General features: G+C 73.3%; 15 protein-coding genes. 8 read left to right on the top strand and 7 right to left on the bottom strand.

The genetic code is table 11. The annotated features are described in order from the left end of the window. Positions 1–6 precede the first annotated feature (6 nt). Positions 7–798 (top strand): aminoglycoside 3'-phosphotransferase, encoded by a 792-nt coding sequence (locus tag FS825_RS01155; RefSeq protein WP_144710074.1) that lies wholly within the window; start codon positions 7–9, stop codon positions 796–798. Here FS825_RS01155 and FS825_RS01160 read toward each other — a convergent pair. Together FS825_RS01160 and FS825_RS01165 are read right to left on the bottom strand one after the other, a co-directional pair. Continuing rightward, complete coding sequence (locus FS825_RS01160; protein WP_144710076.1) at positions 795–2,114, bottom strand: M23 family metallopeptidase; 1,320 nt, start codon at positions 2,112–2,114, stop codon at positions 795–797. The genes FS825_RS01155 and FS825_RS01160 overlap by 4 nt on opposite strands. A gap of 69 nt (positions 2,115–2,183) precedes the next feature. Further along, a complete protein-coding gene (locus FS825_RS01165; protein ID WP_144710078.1) occupies positions 2,184–3,851 on the bottom strand; it encodes a hypothetical protein in 1,668 nt (555 codons plus the stop codon). Positions 3,852–3,928: 77 nt separating this feature from the next. Between FS825_RS01165 and pyrE the strand changes: the two genes are divergently transcribed. Further along, on the top strand, positions 3,929–4,480 hold the full coding sequence (gene pyrE / locus FS825_RS01170; protein ID WP_144710080.1) for an orotate phosphoribosyltransferase: 552 nt from the start codon (positions 3,929–3,931) through the stop codon (positions 4,478–4,480). Beyond that, entirely contained in the window at positions 4,477–6,651 is a 2,175-nt protein-coding gene (locus tag FS825_RS01175) for a septum formation family protein (RefSeq protein ID WP_144710082.1), read from the top strand. The genes pyrE and FS825_RS01175 overlap by 4 nt, the downstream gene beginning before the upstream one ends. A gap of 101 nt (positions 6,652–6,752) precedes the next feature. Here the strand turns inward: FS825_RS01175 and FS825_RS01180 are convergent, their stop codons facing one another. Beyond that, complete coding sequence (locus FS825_RS01180) at positions 6,753–7,706, bottom strand: aldo/keto reductase (RefSeq protein ID WP_144710084.1); 954 nt, start codon at positions 7,704–7,706, stop codon at positions 6,753–6,755. A gap of 113 nt (positions 7,707–7,819) precedes the next feature. Here FS825_RS01180 and FS825_RS01185 point away from each other — a divergent pair, with 113 nt between their 5' ends. Then, complete coding sequence (locus tag FS825_RS01185) at positions 7,820–8,464, top strand: HEAT repeat domain-containing protein (protein WP_144710086.1); 645 nt, start codon at positions 7,820–7,822, stop codon at positions 8,462–8,464. Between the two features lie 473 nt (positions 8,465–8,937). Continuing rightward, entirely contained in the window at positions 8,938–10,233 is a 1,296-nt protein-coding gene (locus FS825_RS01190; protein WP_260980956.1) for a sodium:proton exchanger, read from the top strand. A 331-nt stretch (positions 10,234–10,564) separates the two neighbouring features. On the opposite strand, the gene FS825_RS01195 is transcribed toward FS825_RS01190, so the two are convergent. After that, positions 10,565–11,254, bottom strand: a complete 690-nt coding sequence (locus FS825_RS01195; RefSeq protein ID WP_144710088.1) for a metal-dependent transcriptional regulator — start codon at positions 11,252–11,254, stop codon at positions 10,565–10,567. Between the two features lie 22 nt (positions 11,255–11,276). On the opposite strand from FS825_RS01195, the gene FS825_RS01200 reads away from it, so the two are divergent. From FS825_RS01200 to FS825_RS01210, 3 genes are all read left to right on the top strand, one after another. Further along, positions 11,277–12,158 carry a CPBP family intramembrane glutamic endopeptidase gene (locus tag FS825_RS01200; RefSeq protein WP_186377006.1) on the top strand — a complete coding sequence of 294 codons (882 nt, stop codon included), beginning with the start codon at positions 11,277–11,279 and terminating at the stop codon, positions 12,156–12,158. A gap of 118 nt (positions 12,159–12,276) precedes the next feature. Beyond that, on the top strand, positions 12,277–14,076 hold the full coding sequence (locus FS825_RS01205; protein ID WP_144710092.1) for a phosphatase PAP2 family protein: 1,800 nt from the start codon (positions 12,277–12,279) through the stop codon (positions 14,074–14,076). 173 nt (positions 14,077–14,249) lie between these two features. Next, positions 14,250–15,125 (top strand): L,D-transpeptidase, encoded by an 876-nt coding sequence (locus FS825_RS01210; RefSeq protein WP_144710094.1) that lies wholly within the window; start codon positions 14,250–14,252, stop codon positions 15,123–15,125. A gap of 414 nt (positions 15,126–15,539) precedes the next feature. On the opposite strand, the gene FS825_RS18515 is transcribed toward FS825_RS01210, so the two are convergent. The 3 genes from FS825_RS18515 to FS825_RS01225 form a co-directional block, all read right to left on the bottom strand. Beyond that, positions 15,540–15,794: a hypothetical protein gene (locus tag FS825_RS18515; protein WP_186377007.1), complete on the bottom strand. Its 255-nt coding sequence runs from the start codon at positions 15,792–15,794 to the stop codon at positions 15,540–15,542. A 187-nt stretch (positions 15,795–15,981) separates the two neighbouring features. Beyond that, positions 15,982–16,788 (bottom strand): methyltransferase domain-containing protein, encoded by an 807-nt coding sequence (locus FS825_RS01220; RefSeq protein ID WP_144710096.1) that lies wholly within the window; start codon positions 16,786–16,788, stop codon positions 15,982–15,984. A gap of 2 nt (positions 16,789–16,790) precedes the next feature. Continuing rightward, entirely contained in the window at positions 16,791–17,588 is a 798-nt protein-coding gene (locus FS825_RS01225; protein ID WP_144710098.1) for an HAD-IIA family hydrolase, read from the bottom strand. Positions 17,589–17,693 lie beyond the last annotated feature (105 nt).

Raw genomic sequence — 17,693 nt, forward strand, 5'->3', positions numbered from 1 at the left:
GCACGCATGCCCCGCTCGATCGACGGGATCTCCCGCGCACGGGGTGACGTCGTCGTGCCTCACGTGGTCGACCGTGCCGCACGAGGTCGCCCGGTGCAGGCCGTGTGGGTCAACGAGATCGGCGGGCGGACCTTCCGCATCGGGGACGACGGCCGCGCCGACGAGTACGTCAAGGTCCTCCCGCACGCGTACACACCGTGGATCGTCGGCGAGGCCGCCCGGCTGACCTGGGCGTCCCGCTACGCGCGGGTCCCGGAGCTGCTCGACCACGGCGTCGACGACGAGGGCGCCTGGTTGCGGACCCGTGCACTCCCGGGGTGGAGCGCCGTCGACCCCCGGTGGCGCGACGAACCACGGACGGCGGTGATCGCCGCCGGGGAGGGGCTGCGGGCGCTGCACGACACCCTGCCCGTGCTCGACTGCCCCTTCGAGTGGTCCACGGCCCACCGGACCGGTCGGGCTCGCGCGGCCGGGGCCGACCCGGACGTGCTCGGGCCGGAGCCGCCGACCGACCGGGTCGTGGTGTGCCACGGGGACCCGTGCACGCCGAACACCCTGATCGGCGCCGATGGTCGCTGGGCGGGACACGTGGACCTCGACGCGCTCGGCATCGCGGACCGGTGGGCCGACCTGGGCGTGGCGACGATGGCGCTCGGGTGGAACTACGGGCCCGGGTGGGAGGCGCTGTTCCACGAGGCGTACGGGCTGGCGATGGACGAGGAGCGCACGGCGTGGTACCGGGCGCTGTGGAACCTGGACGACGACGGGATCGAGCCCGCGGACGCTGCCGTCGGTTAGAATGCGACGCCGCGCGCCTGCATGAACGGCACCGGGTCGGTGGTGGCGCCGTTGACGTGGACCTCGAAGTGCGTGTGGCAGCCGGTCGAGTTGCCCGTGGAGCCGACGAGCGCGATGAGCTGCCCCGCCGACACCTGCTGACCCGGGCTGACCCGGAACCCGCCGTTCACGATGTGCCCGTACGCCGTCTGCACCCCGCCGCCGTGACTGATCCGGACGTAGTTGCCGTACCCGCCGTACCAGCCGACGTAGTCGACCGTCCCAGCCGCCGCGGCGACGATTGGCGTGGAGCACCCGCTCGCCAGGTCGGTGCCGTCGTGCTTGATCACCGTGCCGTAGATCGGGTGCACGCGGTACCCGTACGGGCTGATGACGTACCCGCTCGCCGGACGGACCCATCCGGTGCCCGAACCCGAGCCGGCGGAGCCGTTCGACCCGGAACCGCTGCTGCCGGTGCCACCCCCGCCGCCGCTGTTCGCCGCGTTCTGAGCCGCGATCGCGCGGAGGTACGCCTCACGCGCAGCCTTCTCCTCCGCCGCCTTGCGCACCGCCTCACCCTTGGCGAACTCGGCTTCGGTCCGGACGCGGCCCGAGGTCAGGGTCGCGAGCTGGGCGTCGAGCCGGGCCTTGTTGCTCTGCTGTTCGTCGTAGGCGGCCTGCACCTTGTCCGCTGCGGCCTGGGACGCCTGCATGCGACGTTCGGCCTCGGCGGCGAGGTCGGCCAGTGCCTCGGACGCCCGGTCGGCCTGCGCCGTGAGCGACCGGGCCACGGCGGCGTCCGCGGTCGCCGCGGCTTCGACCCGCTCGGCCTGCTCGGACAGCTTGCTCAGTGCGCCGAGGTTGTAGAGGAGGTCGCTCGCGTCCTCGCCCCCGGAGATGACCGACGCGGTGACGTCGGCGCCGCCGGAGCGCGCCATCTGCGCGGCGAACTGACCGGCCTGCGCGGCGCTCTGCTCGGCGATGTCGGTGTGTTCGTCGGCGTCGGCGCGCAGACGTTGTTCCTTCTCGGCGGCGTCCTGCGCCTTGCTCTGCGCTTCGAAGAACTCGGTGCCGAGCCGTTCGGCTTCGGCCTCGGCCGCTTTCACGTCGGCGGAGAGCCCGGCGATGATGCCGCGGATCTCGGTGATCTGGCCCTGCTTGTCGGACTCCTGCCCGCGCGCCGCCATCACGTCGTCCCACGAGGGGTAGGTCGTCGCGCTCGCCGTCGGGGCGTCGAGGACCACCGTGCCGAGCAGGCCCGCGAGCGCGAGCGCGGTGGCGGCGAGACGGAGGCGTACGGCGGCACCGGGGCGGGAGTGGCTGGTGGGACGAGTCACGGGCCCGAGCCTATACATCCGTACAGGTCGGAACGGGTCCCGCCGCGCGGCTGTGGACAACTCCCGGGCTCAGAACCCGCGTTCGCGCCGGATGACGTCCGCACTGCCGACGACGTCGCGCTGCAGGATCGCCGCACCGGCCGTGCCGGCGTAGTCGTACACGTCGAACCCGGTGCAGTGCGTGATGGTCGCCGGGGCGCCGAGCGAGTCCTCGACCGCGGTCGTCCAGACGTCGCCGGACCCGATCACGACGAAGGTCGGTGCGGCGTCCCGGTACGCGCCGAGGTCGACCAGCCACGGGTAGGTCTGGAACGTGTCCCGCACCTGCAGCAGCTGCACGTTGGTGGCGGAGTACGTCGCGAGCGGTCGCACCGTCCAGAACTGACCGACTCCGACGACGTCCCGCCCGCCGGCCCACCGGTCGAGGCAGGCCGCCGGGTCGTAGCGGGCATCGGCGATCGTCCGGAGCGTGCTCGGCAGGGTGGCGGCCCCGGCGAGCAGCACCGCGGCGGCTCCGAGGGCGAGGACGGCCCGGATCCCGCGCCGCGGCCGGTGGACCTGCGTCCGTCGGACGGCGGTACGGGCGAGTTCCGCGACGGCGACGAGTGCCAGGAGCGGAGCGGTCACGATCGGCTCGAGGTAGCGGGGCGTCTCCGAGCCGGCGACGACGACGCCGACCGACACCGCCACGATCGTGACGAGGGGGAGCGCCGCGGCGACGAGCACCGTCCTCGACGTCCGGACCCGCCAGGCCCAGACGGTGCCGCCCACGGCGAGGAGCACCCCGACGAAGAGCAGCAGCAGCCCGGCGTCCCCGGCCGCCGATCCCGCGCGGTCGTCGGTGAGCGTCGCGAAGAACCCGAGCGTCGCGCCCGCCTTGGACGGCTGCACGTACGTCGACGGGTCGAGGGAGACGAACGGGCGGAGCGGGATCCGCAGCAGGTAGCCGACGACCGAAGCCGCCGTCACCGTGCCGACGAGCAGGAGCACCGGACGCCACGGCAGCCGCCGGGCGACGGCGAGCAGCACGAGGGTGACGACGACGGGGGCCGCGGACCACGGCACGTACAGCGGGTTCGAGGCCGTCGAGCACGCGGCGACCAGGCCGAGCACGACGAGTACCGTCGGCGTGGCGCGTCCGGTCCGGACCGTGCGGAGCACGAGCACCGCGGTGCCGAGCATCGCCAGCACGGCTCCGTAGTAGTAGGTCGTCGTCAGGAGCAGGGACGCGAGCTCGAGCGACGTCGCGGTCGCGGACGACTCCGTGAGCACGACGAGGGTCACGAACCCGAGCGCCACGGCGGACACCGCGACCCGCGCCGACCGGCGTGCGGCGGGCATGAGCTCGTTCGCGGCGGCACGCACCAGCGCGTACACGGCGAGCAGGACGAGCACCCCGTTGAGCGCCAGGGCCTGCTGCGGGGTCGCGGTGACGAGCGCGCAGAGCAGGTAGACCGGCAGCTCGGGGAAGAAGAACAGCGCCGGCGACATCGCCCATTCGAACGGCTGCCCGAGCTGCATCGACCGCGTGACGAGGGGCAGCAGCACCGAGTCGCCGTCGTACCAGAGCAACGCGACCCGGGACGTGGCGACGACGTGGCGCAGGGCGATGACGGACAGGGCGAGCGCGACCAGGGCGCCCAGCGCCTCCTGGCCGACCGCGAGCCGCCGCGCGCGCCACCGGTCGCCGCCCGACGGCCGCACCACCTGGGTGGCGGGTCGGGTGTCGGAGGCCATGACCGGAGCGTACCCAGCCGAGGACCCCGTGGGCTGGGGGAGCGCGTCCAGAGCCCGAGCGACTACCCTTGTGGGCTGTGACCGACGCGCGCGACCAGCTCATCCAGTTCATCACGGACGAAGCGGTGTTCCACGGAGACTTCACCCTGACGAGCGGGAAGAAGGCGACGTACTACATCGACCTCCGCAAGGTGAGCCTCGACCACCGTGTCGCTCCGCTCATCGGGCAGGTCATGACCGACCTGATCGCCCAGGTCCCGGGCGTCGACGCCGTCGGTGGGCTCACCATGGGCGCCGACCCGATCGCGAGCGCCGTCCTGCACCAGGCAGCGGCCCGGGGGCTCGCCTACGACGCGTTCGTAGTGCGCAAGGAGCCGAAGGACCACGGCCGCGGCAAGCAGGTCGAGGGGCCGGACCTCAGGGGCAAGCGCGTCGTCGTGCTCGAGGACACCTCCACCACCGGCGGCTCCCCGCTCAAGGCCGCGGAAGCGCTCGAGCGCGAGGGCGCGATCATCGCCGCCGTGGCCGTCGTCGTGGACCGCGACACCGGCGCGAAGGAGAAGATCGAGGCCGCCGGGTACCCGTACTTCAGTGCCATCGGGCTGGCTGATCTGGGGCTGAGCGCGTGACCGAGGAGCGTCCGGACGACGCGCACGAGCCCGACCAGGCCGCCGGTCCCGCAGACGGGGACGACGGACTGGAGGCACGGCGCGGGCCCGCCCCGGACGCTCCGTTCCACGGTCTCCGCAGTGCCGCCGACATCTTCGGCGCGCCCCGGAGCGAGGACGAGTGGCCGTCCCGACGCGAGCGTCGCGAAGCCGAGAAGGCCGCTCGCGAGACCGGTTCGCCGCTGCCCGAACCGTTCGAGCCCGTCCTCGACGACGGGGCCACGCAGGCGATCTCGATGCCCGAGGAGCTCACCGCTCCGTCCGAGAACCCCCAGGCCAGTGCCGAGCACGAGCGCGCCACGCTCTCCGAGCGGATCCCACCGGCCGCTCCGGTGGCACCGACCTCGACCGCGACGCACCCGTCCTCGATCTCGCTGCCGACCGCACAGTCCCACCGGGACCAGCGCGCCGTCGACAACCGTGCGATCGAGGAGGAGCGCCGCCGTCTCGACCCGTTCGGCGAGGGCCGCAGCGACGTCGACTGGCTCGGCCGCGCCACGGGACCGGGACAGACGCCGACCGGGCCCGTCGTCGCGCAGCCGCTCGGCGTCGAGAACGTGCTGCCCGCCACCGACGAGCCGCCGAGCTTCACCGAACTGTTGCGCATCGCCGACACCGACGCGTCCGCTCCGGACGCCGGCAGCCCGGACCGGCCGTTCGACTGGGCGATCCGTGACGACGAGGCCGGCGAGGTCCCGGCGACCCTGACCACCGACGCGTTCGACACGACGGCCCTCGCGGGCGGGTCGTGGCACCTCGCGGACGACTCCAACGACCTCGACGACGACGTCGTCTCGGGGGAGCTCGACGACCACGTCGTGCCCGGCCACGTCGTGCCCGGAGAGCTCGACGACCACGTCGCGTCGGAAGCGCTCGAGACGCCGGCGAGTGGGACGCCCACGAGCGCCGCGGACACGACCGGGACGGACGTGGCGACCACCGCGATCCCCGCGGCCGGGACGCCCTGGTGGACCGAGCCCGACGCGACCGTCCCCCCGACCGCCGCACCGCCGCTCGTCGAACCCGCGGACGGCGGCGCCGACGCGCAGGCGTACCCGGCGCACCTGCCGCCGGCCGTGGGGCAGGACCTCGACGCCGTGATGGGGATCCGCGGGCACGAGCAGGCGCCGCGCGACGAGCCGGCGCAGCGCGAGCCCGTGCCTCGTGACGAGCCCGTGCCGCTCCCCGCCGCAGCGCCGGACGACCTCGACCAGTCCGAGTGGGACGGCCGCGAGACCAGCGACACGAGCGCCATCAAGGACCTCTTCGGCACCGAGGCCGTCGGTCAGCTCGGTGGCACCGGCTACGACCCGCACGACACCGGCACGCGGATGATGCCGGCGGTCGGCGCGGCGCGGACCCCGACGCCCGCCGCTGGACGCACTCCCGCCGCCGGGCGCACTCCCGCCCCGGTGCCGCCGACCGCTGCGGCGGCCGCGACTCCGCGCGGCAGTGGCCGTGGCGGCGACCGCGACCGCGACAACTTCATCAACGAGGGCTTCGCGAAGCTGCGCAACGAGGGCCGACGCGGCAAGCGCCTGCTCATCTGGGGCTCGATCGCGTTGATCGTCGTCCTGCTCGTCCTGGTGTTCGCCCTGACCCGGTGGATCCTGGGGAACACGATCGAGGACCACACCCCGGCACCGACCTCCACGTCGGCGGCGTCGGCGAAGGCCTCCGCGAAGCCGTCCACGACCGCCGCGCCGTCCTCCGCGCCGTCGTCGGACACGCTGCAGACGCTGCAGTTCGCGACCACCCCGGCCGCCCCCGGCGAGCACACCTGGACCGAGCTCGCGGGTGGGGAGTGCCTGTCGCCGTTCACGGACGCGTGGGCGCAGACCTTCACGGTCGTGGACTGCTCGGCGCCGCACGTCGCCCAGCTGACCGCGCGTCTGCCGGTGTCGGCGAACCAGTGGCCCGGGCCCGACGCGCTCGCGGCGCAGGCTGCCGAGCAGTGCCAGACCTCCGCGGCGCTGAACACCTCGGCGGCCGCGGCCTACGGGGACGTGCAGGTGCAGGGGTCCTACGCGCCGGACCAGGCGACGTGGGATCAGGGCGACACGTTCATCTCGTGCTTCGTCACCCGGTCGTCCGGCGGGACGCTCACGGGTTCGGTCGCGCCAGCCGCGTAGGGGTCCGGCCGACCCGGGACGACATCGCCGGTGTCGTCCGACGTCGGCGATGTCGTCCCGGGTCGATCCCGCGCCCCCACCCGCGCCCGCGCGCGCCGGGCTCAGGCGGCCGCGGGCACCGTCGACGACACGTCGTCCAGCGTCCGCAGCTCGTCGGCGCTGAGCTCCAGGTCCGCCGAGGCGAGCAGCGCCGGCAGCTGCTCCGTGTTCCGCGCGCTGGCGATCGGCGCGACCACGTCGGGCTGCGCCTGCAGCCAGGCGAGGGCGACCGACGCGACCTCGGTGCCGTGGGCGTCCGCGATCGTCGCGAGGGCGTCGACGACGGCGAGCCCCTGGTCGGAGAAGTAGCCCGAGACCTGGCCCTCGCGGTCCTTCCCGGCGAAGTCGTCCTTCGTGCGGTACTTGCCGGTGAGGAAGCCCGCCGCGAGCGAGAAGTACGGCACGACGCCGAGGTGCTCCGCCGCGGCGAGGGGTGCGATGTCCGACTCGTACGGCTCACGGGTGACGAGGTTGTAGTGCGGCTGGATCGCCACCGGCTTCGCCAACCCGTTCTCCGTCGCGATGCGGATCCACTCCGCGGCCCGTTCGTCCGAGTAGTTCGAGATCGCCGTGTACCGGACGAGTCCCTCGCGGACGAGCTGGTCGAACGCGCGGACGGTCTCCTCGAGCGGGGTCGACGCGTCGTCGAAGTGCGCGTAGTACAGGTCGATGTGGTCCGTGCCGAGACGCTCCAGGCTGGCGCGTGCGGCCGCGGCGACGTTGTCCGCGCCGAGGCCCTGGAACGCCGGGTGCTGGGAGACCTTCGTCGCGATGACGACGTCTTCCCGCTTGCCGGACCTCCGGAACCACGACCCGATGACCCGCTCGGACTCGCCGCCCTCGTTGCCGGGCGCCCACGCGGAGTACACGTCGGCCGTGTCGATGAAGTCGCCGCCCGCCGCGGTGTAGGCGTCGAGCACCTGGTGGGAGGTCTGCTCGTCGGCGGTCCAGCCGAAGACGTTGCCGCCGAGGGCGAGGGGGAACACGGTGAGGTCACTGGTACCGATGCGGGGCATTGCGGGTCCTTTCGTGCAGTGGAGCGGTCCTCGCCACGCTATGCCCCGACCCTTGGCGCGCCGTGGTGCACCGTCTCCGGGCGTCACGCAGGACCGTGGGTTTCGATGGGGGGATGACCTCGCTCGCCGACTCCCTCGCCGACCCGCGCTCCTCCGTCCGCCTGCGCGCCGTGATGGCTGCCGGGACGCACCCGGACGTGGCGGACCTCGACGTGCTCGTGGAGCAGTGCGCCGTCGAGCCCGACTTCTTCGTGCGGGACATGCTCACGTGGACGCTGACGAGGCTGCCCGCCGACGCGGTGGTCCCCCGTGTGGTCGCCGAGCTCGGGCGGTCAGTCCCGCAGGCGCGGAGCCAGGCGCTGCACACCCTGTCGAAGATCGGGGACCGACGCACCTGGCCGGACGTCCGACCACTGCTCGAGGACCCCGACGACGAGGTCGCCCGGGCCGCCTGGCGCACCGCCGTAGCCCTCGTGCCGGACGCCGAGTCCGGGGCGCTCGCCCGGACGCTCGCCACGCACCTCGGCACAGGGGACCGTGAGACCCGCCTGACCCTGGCGCGCGCGATGGTCGCCCTCGGGGAGGACACGCTCCGCCCCGTGCTCGACGCAGCGGCCGGACACCGGGACGCCGAGGTCCGCGACCACGTCGCGGAGGTCGAACGGCTGCTCCGCGACCCCGACGCCGCGAGCGGCCTCGCCCTCGAGCGCGCCCGGCGCGAGGTCGCGCTCGGGCGCACCCGTTCCGCGAAGGGATGATCGCGCGGTGGTGGTGACCAGCTGACGGACGGGAGGCGCGGGTCGGGCCCGCACCGCGCCTCCCGTCCGTCAGTCGGGAGCGTCTGTGGGCCGCGAGCGCGCGTCCGTGTCGACGGTGCGCACGGCCTCGTCGCAGCAGTCGACGATGCTCCCCAGGTCGGCGGAGCACCAGATCGCGCTCGACGGTCGCGCGGACTTCCTGCTGTCGGACTGACGCGGCGCTCCGGGGCGGGTCGGGGAAGACCCGGATTCGGGCCGCCGAACAGGCCGGATCGGCTTGCGCAGGCGGATCGGAGCGCGCCAAGGTGGTCACGAAGGGGAGTAGCTCCCAGCGCGTGCATCGACACACTGGCCATCACGACGATCGGCCCGGTGCGCGTGGCCCTCGAGGCGAGCGAGACCTTCGGCCGTTCCGCCATGGCCGAAGCCGCTCGCATGTGTGCAGCGTCATGGCTCGACCACGAGGACCAACCATGACGAACACCCTGTCCCACGCACCGGCGCCCGCCGCGGCGGTGTCCCGGATGGGCGCCAGCGCCTGGGGTCGCATCGCGATCTGCATCGCGATCGCCCTGCCCGCCGTCGTCTTCCGGATCGGCGGGTTCGCCCCGAACGCCGTCGTCGACCTGCTCGTGTTCGGCGGAGCAGTCGTCGCTGCGTCGTTCCTGCTCGCCTGGGCCGCCGAGGCCGCGCAGAAGGACATCGCCGGCGCGCTCGCGATCGCGATCCTCGCCCTCATCGCCGTGCTGCCCGAGTACGCCGTCGACCTGTACTACGCGTTCCGGTCCGGGTACGACCCCTCGTACGAGCAGTTCGCCGCCGCGAACATGACCGGCTCGAACCGGCTGCTGCTCGGGTTCGGGTGGCCGCTCGTCGTGATCATCTCGCTGCTCGTGGCCCGGCGGTTCGTCCGCACCGGATCGCTCCCCGCGTCGGCCACCCGCGTGCTCGAGCTCGAGCGCTCGTCCCGGTTGGACATCGGGTTCCTCGCGCTGCTGGCGCTCGTCGCGTTCCTCATCCCGCTGATGGGCTCGATCCCGATGTGGTTCGGCTTCGTGCTGCTCGCGGCGTTCGTCTGGTACCTCTGGCGCGCCGCGAAGGTGTCGGACGGCGACGACGATGACGACGAGGAGCTCGTCGGCATGGCCGGCAACATCGCCTCGATGCCGCAGCGTGCCCGGCGCTGGACGGTCGTCGCACTGTTCGTGGTGGCCGCCGCGGTGATCCTGTCGTCGGCCGAGCCGTTCGCCGACGCCCTCGTGGACTCCGGGAGCGCGCTCGGGATCGACAGCTACTTCCTCGTGCAGTGGCTCGCGCCGCTCGCGACCGAGGCGCCCGAGTTCATCGTCGCGGCCCTCTTCGCCCTGCGGGGCATGGGCGGTGCGGCCATCGGGACGCTCATCGCGTCGAAGGTGAACCAGTGGTCGCTGCTCGTCGGGTCGCTGCCGATCGCGCACGTCCTCGGTGGGGGGACGACGGGCGGGCTGCCGCTCGACTCCCGGCAGGTCGAGGAGTTCATGCTGACCGCATCGCAGACCGTGCTCGGGGTGGCGATCATCATCGCGCTGCGGTTCCACCGGTGGTCGGCGATCGCGCTCGCGGCGTTGTTCGCGGTGCAGTTCTTCGTGACGGACACGAACGGGCGCTGGATCCTGAGCGGCGTGCACGTGGTGGCGGCGCTCGTGGTGTTCTGGGTCAACCGGCGGGAGGTCCTGCCGACCCTGGCGGCGCCGTTCCGGCGGCCGTCGTCGCCCGCGTTCCGCGGCTGACGCCCCGGCCGGGCGCGCGGGCGCCCCGAGCGGGCAAAATACGTCCCGCTCGCCGCCCCCGGGCGGCACTTCGTGCCCGCTCGGCGGACGTGAGCGGCGCGCCGCGCCCGGTGGGCGGCAGTGGATTCCGCCCGATCGGACGGGAGGCGCGGTGCGGGCTGGCACCGCGCCTCCCGTCCGGCCGGTGGCTGCGCTCCCTCGAGCGGTCACGACATGCCGTCGGCGGCGCCCCGAGCGGGCGAAGGACGTCCCGTTCGGCGGCGCCGGGCGGCACGTCGTGCCCGCTCGGCGGACGTGAGCGGCGCGCCGCCGGCGGCGCCGGCGCGCGCCGTCAGTCGGCGTCGGGGGTCAGCCAGATCGCGGAGGCGGCGGCGGCCGGCAGGTCCACGAGGGACTCCGACCCGTCGGGGTCCCGACGCGACACGGCGATCACGCCCGCGTAGTCCCGCACCCGCTCCACCCGGAGGTGCGTCCCGAGCCCGACCCCGAGCTCGTCGAAGTACCGCAGCAGCGACGGGTCGTCGTCGGACACCCGGTCGACCGTGCCGCAGGCTCCCGGCTCCACCGCGCCGAGCAGTGTGCCCGGGGAGTCCGGCACGCTGCCGTCGGCCCGGGGGATCGGGTCCCCGTGCGGGTCGTGCGTCGGGTGTCCGAGGTCGGCGTCGACCCGTTCGAGGAAGGTCTCGGAGACGGCGTGTTCGAGGGCCTCGGCCTCGGTGTGGACCTCGTCCCACGTGTAGCCGAGGCGTGACACGAGGAACGACTCGATGAGCCGGTGCCGCCGGACCATGGCGACGGCGACCTGCTGCCCGAGCGGTGTGAGCACGACGCCGTAGTAGGGGGTGTGCTCGATGAGGCCGTCGCGGTCGAGCTTCCGCAGGTTCCCGGACACCGTCGATGCCGAGACCTTCAGTGCCGCCGCGATGTCCCGCGTCGCCAGGCCCGCGCCGCCGCGCTCGCTCGCCTTCCAGACGAGTTTCACGTAGTCCTCCGCCATCGTGGACAGGGAGGGCAAGCGCATGCCCCAATGGTACAAACGGCAGGTGACCACAGCAGCCCGCACCCGTCGTCGCCGCTGGCCGGTCCCGCCGTCGCTGCTCGTCGGCCTCGCCCCGCTCGTCGTGTTCGCCGCGATCAGCGCGTGGCGAGCCCGTCCGAGCGACGACTACCCGACGCTCGGCCAGACGGTCGACAGCGTCGTCCGGTCGCTCGTCGTCCCGGAGGGCATCGCCGCCGTCGCACTCTGCCTCGTGGTGACGGGCCTCGGCTGGTGGCGGATCGCGACGGTCGACCCGACCAGGACGCGCCTCCGCTGGACGATGCTCGCGCCGCTGCTCATCGCGGTGATCTGCGCCGCCCGGCTCCCGCTCATCGACTGGTCGGCGCTGCCCGTGCGCTACTTCCTGCTGCTCGCCGTCGGTGTGCTGTTCGTCGGGGTGTTCGAGGAGCTGATGACCCGCGGCGTCCTGCTCGTCGGACTGCGGCGTCGCCTGCCGGAGTTCGGCGTGTGGATCACGTCCTGCGTGCTGTTCGGGCTGCTGCACCTGCTCAACGCCCTCGCCGGTGCTGGCCTCGGCGTGACGTTCGTCCAGGTCGTGTTCGCGGCGTCGTTCGGTTCGACGCTGTACCTCGCACGTCGGCTCACCGGGAACCTGCTCCTGCCCGTGCTGCTGCACGCGTTCTGGGACTTCGGGTCGATCGGGCTCTCGGCGACGACGGACGTGCAGGACCCGTCGAGGATCGTGCTGGTCGGAGCGCTCGGGCTGTTCTCGTTCGCGGTGCTCGCACTCGGCGTCGTCGCCGGCGGGGTGGTCGCGTGGCGGGACGACCGGCCGTACCGCCTGCGGCGCCGGTGGCGGACGGTACCGCCCATGGGCGTGTACGCGGTGCAGGGGGACGAGCCGCGCCTCCAGGCCGTGGTCTGACGCGGCAGCTGCTGGACGGGAGGCGCGCCCTGCGAGTCCGCACAGGCTGCGGTCCGGTTCACCTCACGGTCGTGATCCGTTCCCCGTCGCGCAACCGCGTCTCCTTAGCGTTCGGCGCATGCACAGATCAGTATTCCGCGGGGTGACCGTCGCCGCGGTCGCGACCGCCCTCGTCGTCGGCTCGCCCCTCGTCGCGAACGCGGCGGGGTACCCGAGCGACACCGCCAAGCCCGACCTCGTCTCCCTGCTGAGCGGGTACGACCAGTACTGGAAGTCGAGCGGGACGAACGACCTGCACGGCACCGTCCTCGACGCGGCCACGCTCGCGAAGAACGACCAGCTGACCTCGTGGATCAACCAGAACGCCACGAAGGCGCAGCAGCTCAAGGCGCTGCAGGACTCCGAGTACCAGAACGCCACCAACACGGCGTTCGACCAGTCGTACACGGTGGCCCAGGGCCTCGGCGACGCGCTCGAGAAGATCTACGTGCAGGGCCGCAACGACGGTTCGCTGCCGCTGACCTCGGCGCTCATCAACTCCTCGAACGGCACCACCGGCGCGTACGTCAGCACCGGTGACGCGAAGGCGCACTACAGCTACCCGCGGCCCTACCTGCCGGGGACGACCACGGCGACGCTGCCGGCGACCGACGACCAGGCGAACTGCGCGCCGACGAAGGTGAACGCCACCTCGCTCGCGGCGAACCGCGCCGGCAAGGCCTGGGCGGACGCGTCCGGCACGCTGACCATCACGCGGGTGCCGGCCGTGACCGACACCACGCACGAGTTCTCGCCGAACGACGTCGTGCTCGACGCCGGCTACGGCACCGTGGGGATCTGCACCGGCGGCTCGTACCCGTCCGGCCACACCACCACCGCGTACGAGGCCGGCATCACGCTCGCGACCCTCGTGCCCGAGCTGGCGCCGGAGCTCCTCGCCCGCGCCTCGGAGGCCGGCAACGACCGGATCGTCCTCGGCGTGCACTACCCGCTCGACATCATGGGTGGCCGCATGGACGGCGAAGCCGCGCTCGCGGCCCGCTGGTCGGACACGCAGTACCGCACCGAGGTGCTCGAACCGGCGCGTGCCGAGCTCGTCTCGTACCTGGAGAAGCAGTGCGGCGACACGCTCGCGAACTGCATCGCGGCCGAGAAGTCGTACACGGACAACCCGTACGGCGGGGCGGCGATCCCGGGCGGCACCGCGCAGGTCGTCTCCGACCGTGCCTCGGCCGCCTCGGTGTACCGCGAACGGATGACCTACGGCTTCGCCCAGACGGGCACCAAGGGGCTCGCCGCCTCGGTGCCGGCCGGTGCGTCGAACCTGCTCCTCACGGCCTTCCCGACCCTGACCGACGCGCAGCGCACCTCGGTGCTCGCGCAGACCGAGATCGCCTCGGGCTACCCGCTCGACCAGTCCGGGACCACGGGCGGCTCGTGGGAGCGCCTCGACCTGGCGGCCGCGACGAGCGCCACGGTGGCGGTCTCCGCTGACGGCACCGCGAAGGTCCTCGCCACCGGCGGCACCGCTCGGGTCGTCACCGGTGTGCTGACCGCGCCGAAGGGCACCTCGGTCGCCGCGGGTGCCTCGCTCGCGCTGGCCGGCACAGGCTTCACCGCCGGGTCCACCCTGCAGGTCGTGCTGCACTCCGACCCCGTCGCGGTGGGCACGCTCACCGTCGCCGCGGACGGCACAGTGTCCGGCGCCGTGACGATCCCGGCCGGGACCGCCGTTGGAGCGCACACGATCGACCTGGTCGACGCGTCGGGTGCTTCGGCGCTCGTGGCGCCGCTGGCGATCACCGTGACGCCGGCCGCGGCGACCGGCGACGGTACGGGTACGGGTACCGGGGGCAGCACGGGTGTCGCCGTCGTCGACCCGAGCACCGGCGTGCACCTGCCGGTCGTCTCCGGCTGACGCCGGGCTGATCCTCCGCTGACCGGCCGGTACCCGTCCACGCGGGTGCCGGCCGGTCGCCCGCTTCCGTCCCGTTCCGTCGTCGTTCGGTCTCCGTTCGGTCCCCGTTCCGTCGTCGTTCGGTCCCCGTTCGGTCCCCGTTCCGTCGTCGTTCGTCGTTCCTGGAGTTCCCCTTGCGCACCCGCACCATCTGGACCACCGTCGGCATCGCCGTCGCGGCCGTCGTCGCCGCCGGAGCGATCGCCGTCCCCCTCGTCGCCGGCGGCCACCGCGCCGTCGCCGGTGCCGAGCCCACGCCCACGGTCTCCGCCACCCCCGACACGCCCGCTGTGCCGCACGTCGGTGCCACGGCGCTCGCCGCGCTGCCCGAGGCGCAGTACTCCGCCGTGATCGGTGGGCTCATGCCCTTCGACCGGACCGTCACCTCCGACACCGTGTTCCAGCTCCGTGCCGACGCCCCACTGTTCGGCGCAGCACGGACGACGCCCGTCGCCCGGTTCGCGGCAAAGGACTTCCTGCACCAGCCGACCACCGTCGTCGGGCTCCGCCGCGACGGGGGCTGGGAACTCGTGCTCACCCCCGCTCGGCAGCAGCTGCCGTCGGCGTCGGGAGGGGCCGGTGCAGCGGCGCAGACCTCGGCGTGGGTGCCGGTGGCGTCCCTCCGGGAGGTCGCGACGCCGTCGTCGCGGGTGGTCATCTCGACGAAGGACCAGAGCGTGTCGATCGTGTCCGCGTCCGGACGCGTCTCGAAGCGCTTCGAGGCCGGGGTCGGCACGGCGGACACTCCGACGCCGACCGGGGTGACCGGCTACCTCGAACAGCGGTACGTCGACCCGTCGCAGGGCACCGGGGCGCACCCGATCCAGCTCACGTCGCTGCACTCGAGCGCCGCCGACGAGCCGTACGGCGGACACGACGGTGGGCTCATCGGGCTGCACTGGAACGCGACGACCTCGGGGGCGGTGTCGCACGGGTGCGTGCGGTTGGACGCCGACGCGGTGGCCGCGGTGAATGCTCTCCCGCTGGGGACGCTCGTGACGGTGGAGTAGCGGCCGGCGCGGACGCTGGCGCGGGCGGCGGGTGGCTGCGGACGCTAGCGGCGGGCGGCGGCGGCACCAGACGGTGGCGCGGTGGACCGGGGGTGGCGCGGCTCGGGGTACGACATCCCATGTGGTGATCGACGCGTGCCGTGTCGGACGCTGGCGGCGGGCAGCGGCGGCGGCACCAGTCGGTGGCGCGGCGGACGGATGTGGCGTGGCTCGGGGTACGACATCCCACGTGATGATCGACGCGTGTCGTGTCGGACGATGCGCTTGCAGTCGGTGCGTGGGCATCGGTCGACACCGCACGCGTCGAACGACGGGTGCGGTGTCGAAGACCGCGCCCCGCGCCCGCGACGCCCCGCGCCCGCGACGCCCCGCGCCCGCGCCGCCCGCGCCGCCCGCGCCGCCGCGCCGGGCGGGTCAGCCGGTCGCGCCGCCGATGATCGCGGGCGGCTCGGTGGAGTCCGACGGACTGATCTTCGTCGTCGCCTGGGCCCGGAGCTGGTCGACGCCGACCGTGCCGAACTCGAGCAGGTCGACCCACGTCTCGCCCGGCCCGACCCACCGCGCGGCCTGCTGCTCGTCGACGATGACGTGGTCGTCCGGAGTGCCGGCGAACGCCGTCGCGTCGACGGTCACCCAGCGGCGCTCGGTGCACGAGAGCTGCCACACCACGGTGCCGGCGGAGTGATCGGCGCCATGCCCTCGAGTGTGCAGCCCGGAGCGCCGGGGTCGCGGGTGGAGACGGCGTCCGCGGCGGAGGGGACGGCGACGGCTCCGAGGACGACCGACGCGGTGGCGAGGAAATGAAGTGTGAAATGCATGATCCGAGTCTCACGCGAACTCCCTCCCGCCGCAACGGTCAGGCCTTCCGCCCCACCGCGAACACCCGCCGGAAGGGGTAGACGGTGCCGTGCGCGGTGGCCGGGTACGCCGATCGCAGGGCCGCCGAGTACTCCGCCGTGTACGCCGCGGCCAGTGCACCCGAGGGATCGGCGGCATCGAGTGCCTGCAGCGCGGGCCGGAGCCCCGTTCCCCGCACCCACTCCAACACGGGATCGACCCCGGGCAGGACCTGGGCGTAGGTGGTCTCCCACGCGCGGGCTTCGAACCCGGCGTCGAGCATGATGCTGAGGTACGCGGCCGGATCCAGCACGGGGTCGGCACGGAGCACCCCGTCGAGCGCCTCGGCCCAGGGCCCCTCCGCCGCGATCGACCGCATGAGCGCATGTGACGGCGACCCGAAGTTGCCCGGCACCTGCATCGCGAACCACGATCCGGTGGGCATGGCGTCGAGCCACCCGGGCAGCAGTACCACGTGCGACGGCACCCACTGCAGTGCCGCGTTCGTCACGACGACGTCGTCCGTCGGGCCGGGGGCCCAGTCCTCGATCGTCCCGAGATCGAAGGCGAGGTTCGGCAGCGCGGTCGCAGCCCCAGCCCGAGCCGACGCGAGCATCTCCGCCGAGGAGTCGATCCCGACCACCGACGCGGAACGCCACCGCGCTGCCAACGTGGCCGTGAGGGTCCCGGGGCCGCAGCCGAGGTCGACGACGCGACGTGGCGCCTCCCGTCCGTCCGCCGGCCACGCGATCTGGGCGACGAGGTCGTGGAAGGGCCGCGCGCGGTCGTCCGCGAACGCGGCGTAGCGCGACGGGTCCCAGTGCACGGTTACAGCTCGACCTCGATCGGCTCCGTGCGGACCAGCTCGTGCACGCCGGAGATGACCTCGCTCGGGCGGAAGGGGTAGCGCTCGATCTCGGCCTGGTCGCTGATGCCCGTCATGACGAGCACGGTGTGGAGCCCGGCTTCGATCCCGGCCTGCACGTCGGTGTCCATCCGGTCGCCGATCATGCCGGTGTTCTCGGAGTGCGCCCCGATCCGGTTCATCGCCGAGCGGAACATCATCGGGTTCGGCTTCCCGACGACGTACGGCTGCTTGCCAGTGGCCTTCTCGATCATCGCGGCGATCGCACCGGTGGCGGGCAGCACGCCTTCGGCGGAGGGGCCCGTCGCGTCGGGGTTCGTCACGATGAAGCGAGCGCCGTCCCGGATGAGTCGGACGGCCTTGGTGATCGCCTCGAACGAGTAGTTGCGGGTCTCGCCGACGACGACGTAGTCGGGTGCGGTCTCGGTCATGATGAACCCGGCTTCGTGCAGCGCGGTGGTCATGCCCGCTTCACCGATCACGAACGCGGAGCCGCCGGGCATCTGCGAACGGCAGAAGTCCGCGGTCGCGAGGGCCGAGGTCCAGATGCGCTCCTCGGGCACGTGCAGCCCGGAGCCCCGCAGCCGGGCGCTGAGGTCGCGCGGCGTGAAGATCGAGTTGTTCGTCAGGACGAGGAACTCCGTGCCCTCGTCGAGCCACTGCTGGATCAGTTCCGGAGCGCCGGGCAGCGCCTGGTTCTCGTGGACGAGCACGCCGTCCATGTCGGTCAGCCAGCACTCGACCTCGTCGCGGGTTGCCATGCCCCGAGCCTACTGGCCCGGTGCGACAGGCCGCCCGCGGTCGGCTTGCGGTCGTCTCGGGGTCGGCTCCGAGCAGGCCGGGAGGCGCGGATCGGCTCTTGCGCA

The sequence above is a fragment of the Curtobacterium pusillum genome (assembly GCF_007680845.1).
GTDB classification, from domain to species: Bacteria; Actinomycetota; Actinomycetes; order Actinomycetales; family Microbacteriaceae; genus Curtobacterium; species Curtobacterium pusillum_B.

Excerpts from the sequence above, each read along its gene's own strand:
- FS825_RS01155 (WP_144710074.1), top strand. The coding sequence starts at position 7 with ATGCCCCGCTCGATCGACGGGATCTCCCGCGCACGGGGTGACGTCGTC.
- FS825_RS01165 (WP_144710078.1), bottom strand. The coding sequence starts at position 3,851 with ATGGCCTCCGACACCCGACCCGCCACCCAGGTGGTGCGGCCGTCGGGC.
- FS825_RS01180 (WP_144710084.1), bottom strand. The coding sequence starts at position 7,706 with ATGCCCCGCATCGGTACCAGTGACCTCACCGTGTTCCCCCTCGCCCTC.
- FS825_RS01185 (WP_144710086.1), top strand. The coding sequence starts at position 7,820 with ATGACCTCGCTCGCCGACTCCCTCGCCGACCCGCGCTCCTCCGTCCGC.
- FS825_RS01190 (WP_260980956.1), top strand. The coding sequence starts at position 8,938 with ATGACGAACACCCTGTCCCACGCACCGGCGCCCGCCGCGGCGGTGTCC.
- FS825_RS01195 (WP_144710088.1), bottom strand. The coding sequence starts at position 11,254 with ATGCGCTTGCCCTCCCTGTCCACGATGGCGGAGGACTACGTGAAACTC.
- FS825_RS01205 (WP_144710092.1), top strand. The coding sequence starts at position 12,277 with ATGCACAGATCAGTATTCCGCGGGGTGACCGTCGCCGCGGTCGCGACC.
- FS825_RS01225 (WP_144710098.1), bottom strand. The coding sequence starts at position 17,588 with ATGGCAACCCGCGACGAGGTCGAGTGCTGGCTGACCGACATGGACGGC.